4 protein-coding genes and 1 rRNA gene are annotated in these 6,749 nt (G+C 40.6%); 4 read left to right on the top strand and 1 reads right to left on the bottom strand.

All coding sequences use genetic code 11. The annotated features are described in order from the left end of the window. The first annotated feature begins 8 nt into the window (after positions 1–8). A 5S ribosomal RNA gene (rrf, locus tag E0H87_RS15810) occupies positions 9–123 on the top strand. A gap of 930 nt (positions 124–1,053) precedes the next feature. Further along, on the top strand, positions 1,054–1,581 hold the full coding sequence (locus tag E0H87_RS15805; RefSeq protein ID WP_131324472.1) for a hypothetical protein: 528 nt from the start codon (positions 1,054–1,056) through the stop codon (positions 1,579–1,581). Between the two features lie 140 nt (positions 1,582–1,721). Here E0H87_RS15805 and E0H87_RS15800 read toward each other — a convergent pair whose 3' ends face one another. Then, positions 1,722–2,258, bottom strand: a complete 537-nt coding sequence (locus E0H87_RS15800) for an NADPH-dependent FMN reductase (RefSeq protein WP_131324471.1) — start codon at positions 2,256–2,258, stop codon at positions 1,722–1,724. A 246-nt stretch (positions 2,259–2,504) separates the two neighbouring features. Here E0H87_RS15800 and E0H87_RS15795 point away from each other — a divergent pair, with 246 nt between their 5' ends. Beyond that, positions 2,505–3,878 (top strand): MFS transporter, encoded by a 1,374-nt coding sequence (locus E0H87_RS15795; RefSeq protein ID WP_131324470.1) that lies wholly within the window; start codon positions 2,505–2,507, stop codon positions 3,876–3,878. 273 nt (positions 3,879–4,151) lie between these two features. Continuing rightward, positions 4,152–6,560 carry a YgiQ family radical SAM protein gene (locus E0H87_RS15790; protein WP_131324469.1) on the top strand — a complete coding sequence of 803 codons (2,409 nt, stop codon included), beginning with the start codon at positions 4,152–4,154 and terminating at the stop codon, positions 6,558–6,560. Positions 6,561–6,749 lie beyond the last annotated feature (189 nt).

Raw genomic sequence — 6,749 nt, 5'->3', positions numbered from 1 at the left:
ACAGTTGTGCTGGCGACAATAGCAAGAGTGAACCACCTGATCCCTTCCCGAACTCAGAAGTGAAACCTCTTAGCGCTGATGGTAGTGTGGGGTTACCCATGTGAGAGTAAGTCATCGCCAGCTCATTATTCAAACACCCCCTGGTCATCAGATCAGGGGGTGTTTCTCTATCTGGAAAATAATACTTTATTTCCACACGCACAGACCCTGATAAACCATCGTAATGGGCAGGAAGATGAATTAGTAAAAATGATTTGCTGGTAGCTGAAGCTTAAGCTGAGAGTTTATTGTTGTACTGAGTCTGAATCCGCCTCTCTAGAGGTTAAGCCTATTTTGAGATGCTTCTAACGATGCAGTCTGGGATATTTTTAAAATGCGATTTGGTTTTATAAACCTAATGTTTTAAAAAATATTGTTTGAAATGTAAACAAATTTAAAATAATACCGTCAATTATTGGGTTATATGGCATGTTTCATCTGTATTAATATAAGTTGATCACAGATATTTCTAAAACCCAGTCATGATCTAACTTTGACTCAGGTATGCCTGCGTTCTATAGTAATTTTGTCTTGATTGAAAGGTAAACAATTTAAAAAGACTGAGATGAAATGCTTGGATTGGATGTATGGAAAAACCCTCAATCTTTCAGTACACAATAAAGTTACTCAACAGGAAAATTTTTCAATATAAGGAACGTATGAATTTGCAAAGATCTATCGTGTTCAGTAATTTTACTTAGATTCGGGATAAGTCATTATTTGTTTAATTTGCGGAGGAATACATCACTTGGGAAGGTCATCACATTAAAAATCTAAGATTCGATGATAATGCGCAAGAAAACGAGGAGGTCTAGAACGATTTAAACGAAAGCGTTATATCTTTCAGAATTAAAAAAATTAACAAAGGAGTCCCTTATTATTGCACCGCATTATTCTCAAAGAGGTTATGACAACATGACCTCTTAAACATCAACTTAAGGAGTTGGTTATGAGACGATATGAACTTTCTTTAAAGATTTTTATTTTTGAAGTCAGTAAGATGAGGCTATTCTCATGGCAACGACATTAACACTGAATTCAAGATTACTCGCCATTATCGCACAGCGAAATCCGACCATTTATGACATCGTTATACCGCGTTTTACTTGCCCGTCTGCTGAAACTTGGATCATTGGTAAACATTCGCCAGTTGTAGTGAGTTCACAACAATTACCGCCTTCAGAATGGGGTGCACTGGTTGCCTCTGAATTTATACAGATGGCTTGGTTTGCAAACCGTTTTGGATTGAATTCCAATTCTATTCTAGATGATCTGGATGATTGGTGTCCGACTTATTCAAGGTGGCCCAAAAAAATACCTTGGTTAACCTCTCAGATTGATCTTCGAAGACTACCATTGCCTAAACCCCCTCCAAATTGGCTGTTAGATTTTCATCTAGGATTTGCTGCAAGGTTGGCTACAGCCCAATTAGAAGAGAGTTTGATCGGTGAGATTGTAACGAAAGCATTTGAGCGATCTGCTGCGGTGATTGAATCTGAAAAAAATTATGTAAGCGTTTCGGCAATGCCGTGCCCATCTTGATTGAGTTTTTATCATCATTTGAACGTTTTAGACGTACGTGAATTTAGTGAGTGTCGTGTCCAAGAAATTCTGTTGGATGCAGGATTTCTTGGAAGTGGAAAATATCATCGAACACAGATGATCATACATAATTGGCTTTATCATTGATATTTGATCAGTTTATTTAATATTTGCTTTAATCCATCGATTTCAAACTCATTTGCTGTAAAGGTTTCTTCTTTATTGCGTTTAAAAATATCCCGAATTTCCAACACTGCATTGGGATCAACCATGCCTAAACTTAATGTCACTTGACGGATTTGGCTGATGGAGCGAGAGCCATTGGTCGTACCATAACCAATAAATGCAGCAGGTTTGCCTTGCCACTCTTTGCCTAGATAATCTAAGGCATTTTTAAGGGCAGGGCTATAACCATGATTATATTCAGGGCTAATAAAAATAAAGGCATCGGCTAAGGCCATTTTATCTGCCCATTGTTGTTGTTTGGGTTGATCATAAATGCCCGTGGCAGGCGGATGCGAACCTGAAAACAAAGCTAAATCCCAATGTTTTAAATCAATCAGTTCGATATGGATGTCATGCAGGGCAAAATCAGAAATACAATCCATGCTCCACTGCGCAACTTTAATGGCTGTGCGGCCTTCTCGGATGCTACCAATAATAAGATATATAAGCATGAGGGTTCCATTTTTTATTCTTGTATTTAAATTAACCATTTATGGCATGTTTTCCCAGTCAAACTTTGTTAAGACCTTGTGTCGGGTTCGCATACTTATATCTTAAAGATCATAAAAGCATGAATAATGAAGTAATTGTATACCTTTGTGGCATATCTATATATGCAATCGGTTTTGGACAATAAAGCAGCTTTACCGCATTGTGTAAGTCTATTTTGGGATGATTTCACAAGTTGGAGGTGAAGCGTGAGCACACAAACTTTAAATATAAATACGCTGGTTGATGAAGCCAAATTTACTCCTTTTCATTGGAGTGTTTTGATTTGGTGTTTATTGATTATTATTTTTGATGGTTATGATTTAGTCATTTATGGCGTTGCCTTGCCTTTATTGATGCAAGAGTGGGGGCTGAGTGCGGTACAAGCAGGTTTACTCGCCAGTACGGCATTGTTTGGCATGATGTTTGGTGCTATGAGTTTTGGGACGCTGTCAGATAAATTAGGGCGTAAAAAAACCATTATGATTTGTGTAGCAATCTTTAGTGGATTTACTTTTTTAGGTGCCTTTGCTTCCTCACCTGTTGAATTTGGTATTTTAAGATTTCTGGCAGGACTGGGCATTGGAGGAGTGATGCCGAATGTGGTTGCCTTGATGACCGAATATGCACCGAAACGTATTCGTAGCACTTTGGTTGCCGTTATGTTTAGTGGATACGCCATTGGTGGTATGACTTCCGCTTTATTGGGGGCATGGCTGGTAACAGATTACGGCTGGAAAATCATGTTCTTTATTGCAGGGATTCCGTTTGTGGCTTTACCCATCATTTGGAAGTTTTTACCCGAATCTTTAATGTTCTTAACCAAAAAAGGCGAAACAGCGCAAGTGGCTGAGATTGTGCAAAAAATCAGCCCTGAACAACACATAAATGCGGAAACACGATTTGTGTTGAATGACGGCATCGCAGGTGATGAAGCACCTTTACGTGCCTTATTCCAGCAAGGACGACTGTTCAGTACTCTGATGTTCTGGGTTGCCTTTTTCATGTGCTTACTGATGGTTTATGCACTGGGTAGTTGGTTGCCAAAATTGATGATTCAAGCAGGCTATTCACTGGGTGCCAGTATGTTGTTCTTGTTTGCCTTGAATATTGGTGGCATGGTCGGTGCGATTGGTGGCGGTGCTTTGGCAGATCGTTTCCACCTAAAACCCGTACTGAGTATTATGTTTACTGTCGGTGCTTTAGCTTTGATTTTACTCGGTTTTAATAGCCCACAGGCGGTGTTGTATACGCTGATTGCAGTGGCAGGTGCGGCAACTATTGGCTCACAAATTTTACTCTACACCTTCGTGGCACAGTTTTACCCAACCGCAGTTCGTTCGACAGGCATGGGCTGGGCATCAGGCATTGGGCGGATTGGCGCGATTGTAGGTCCTATTTTGACTGGTGCATTATTGACCTTACAGTTGCCACATCAAATGAATTTTTTGGTGATTGCGATTCCCGGCATTATTGCTGCCTTAGCGGTATTTATGGTGAATTTAAAAGTTTCTGTGGATGGTAGTACGCAACAAGAGCAGCCAAACTTAGAGACAGCAAAGCGTTCAATCGCAAGCTCATGATCTAAACTGCGTGAAAGAAAAGTTGATTTTAAACACCACCTGATTGAAGCCAAGGCGATAGAAAGGGTGGTGGTTAAATGATCTCAGACAGCCGCATCAACATGCAGAGGTTTAATCTGCATGATTTTGATTTCACAATAAACATAAATTTTTAGATGCTTGTTTTTGTATATATTTTAATCAAGCAAGATGAATCTAATTCATGGTAAAATGATCGGCTTTCATCTTTGATCTATTTTGGATCTTCCATCTGCCAGCCGAGAATTGCTAGCCATGTCTACTGCTTATACCATGCAGACTGCGCCAATAGCGTTGTTTGATTACGACAAATATTGGGCGTCATGCTTTGAACCTGCGCCATTTTTGCCGATGTCGCGCGAGGAAATGGATCAACTCGGTTGGGATAGTTGCGACTTTATTTTGGTGTGTGGAGATGCTTATATCGATCATCCATCATTTTGTTCGGGCATTATTGGTCGTACTTTAGAGGCGCAAGGTTTCCGTGTTGGTATTATCGCACAGCCCGATTGGACCAATGTTGAAGCCTTCCGCGTTTTGGGTAAGCCCAATATCGCTTGGGGTGTGACCGCAGGGAACATGGATTCGATGATTAACCGTTATACGGCAGATCGTAAGATTCGTTCAGATGATGCCTATTCACCAGATAATTTACCCAATAAACGTCCAGACCGTGCAGCAACCGTCTATTGCCAACGTGTGCGTGAAGCATTTCCAGATGTACCTGTATTGTTAGGTGGAATTGAAGCGTCTTTACGTCGTATTGCACATTATGACTATTGGTCAGATAAAGTTCGTCGTTCAGTGTTGATGGACTCAAAAGCGGACCTTTTGATGTACGGTAACGGTGAGCGTTCAATTACTGAAGTCATGCATCGTTTAGCACGCGGCGAAAAAATTCACGAAATTACCGATGTTCGCGGTACGGCATTTATCGTGAATAAGTTAAACCGTCCATCTAAAGCTAAATTTGTAGAAATTGCATCGAATGATGTGGATACCGTAGGTCGTGTTGATCCGATCATTAATCCTTATGTGATGACTGAAGATTTAGATGGTTGTGAAATTGAAAAAGATAAGGGTAATTCTTTAACCCAATACCAAAATTTCCAAAAAGAAATTGTTGCCAATCCAATTATCCGTGAAGGGGATCAACTCGATCCTGATACACAAATTGTGCAATTACAGCCGTCTTCAAAGGCGATTAAACATAAATTACCGCCACGTGAACTGGCTGTAATCCGTTTGCCAGCATTTGAAGCGGTGGCAGATGATCCAGTCTTATATGCCCATGCCAACCGTATTTTACACCTTGAAACCAATCCGGGAAATGCACGTGCTTTGGTACAAAAGCATGGCGAGCGTGATGTTTGGTTAAATGCCCCACCGATTCCGTTAACGACGGAAGAAATGGACTATGTGTTTGATTTGCCTTATGCACGTCTGCCACATCCTGCTTATGGTGATGCACGTTTCCCTGCATTTGATATGATCAAATTCTCTGTCAATATCATGCGTGGTTGTTTTGGCGGTTGTACCTTCTGTTCGATTACAGAACATGAAGGGCGTATTATTCAAAACCGTTCTGAAGAATCAATTTTACGTGAAGTTGAAAAGATTCGTGATACTGCGCCAGGTTTTACCGGCATTATTTCTGACTTAGGCGGCCCAACTGCAAATATGTACCGTTTGCATTGTAAAGATCCTGAAATTGAAAAGAACTGTCGTAAACCATCCTGTGTGTATCCGGGTGTTTGTCAAAACTTACATACCGATCATGCACCTTTAACGCAGTTATACCGTAAAGCACGTGCCCTTAAAGGTATCAAAAAGATTCTGATTGGTTCAGGTTTACGCTATGACTTGGCGGTGTTAAATCCTGAGTATGTTAAAGAATTGGTACAACATCATGTCGGTGGTTATTTAAAAATTGCCCCTGAACATACCGAAAAAGGTCCATTGTCGAAGATGATGAAACCGGGCATCGGGACCTATGATCGTTTCAAACAAATGTTTGATCGTTTCAGTAAAGAAGCAGGTAAAGAACAGTATCTCATTCCGTACTTTATTGCAGCGCATCCGGGTACAACCGAATATGACATGATGAATTTGGCGATTTGGTTGAAAAAGAATGGTTTCCGTGCCGATCAGGTGCAGACCTTCTATCCATCACCAATGGCGACAGCGACCACCATGTACCACACGGGTAAAAACCCATTAGCCAAAGTGGCGCGATATACCGAAGATGTTGATATTGTGAAAGGTGAGAAGCGACGTCGTTTGCACAAAGCATTCTTGCGTTATCATGATCCAAACAACTGGCCATTATTACGTGAAGCTTTAAAAGAAATGGGTCGCCAAGATTTGATTGGTAATTCAAAACAGCATTTGATTCCAACCTATCAACCGCAAGGGACAGAAGGTCAGTATCAGTCTGCTCGTAAGAAAAACTCAACCGTGGATGGTGATTCACAAAAACGTAATGGCGAGAGTCGTAATCAACAAGCGAAAAATCAATCTCGCCCATCGAATACGAAAAAACGTCCTGAACGTGGTCAGATTTTAACGCAGCATACAGGTTTGCCGCCGCGTGAAACAGGTGAGAAACGTCCTTTTGATGCAACTGCATCAAAGAAAAGAAAAAACCCGAAAGCACGTGCTTGAGATAGATAAAAAAGACGCTTCGGCGTCTTTTTTTGGCTTCAGTTCGTCGGAATTGTCTTGTTCAAGACTTAAGATGAATTGCATCTTGCTTGAGGATTAGGCTAAAGTAATTTTATTCAATTTATGTGTGTATAAAAAACACACGAGTTAATTGACTCGCGTCAAGTGATGTGTGGTCGGTTTTTATAA

Origin of the sequence: Acinetobacter sp. ANC 4178 (assembly GCF_004331175.1) — a bacterium.
In the GTDB taxonomy this organism is placed as follows: Bacteria; Pseudomonadota; Gammaproteobacteria; order Pseudomonadales; family Moraxellaceae; genus Acinetobacter.
The sequence above is the reverse complement of the archived record's forward strand: the minus strand, read 5'-3'. Positions and strand labels throughout refer to the sequence as shown.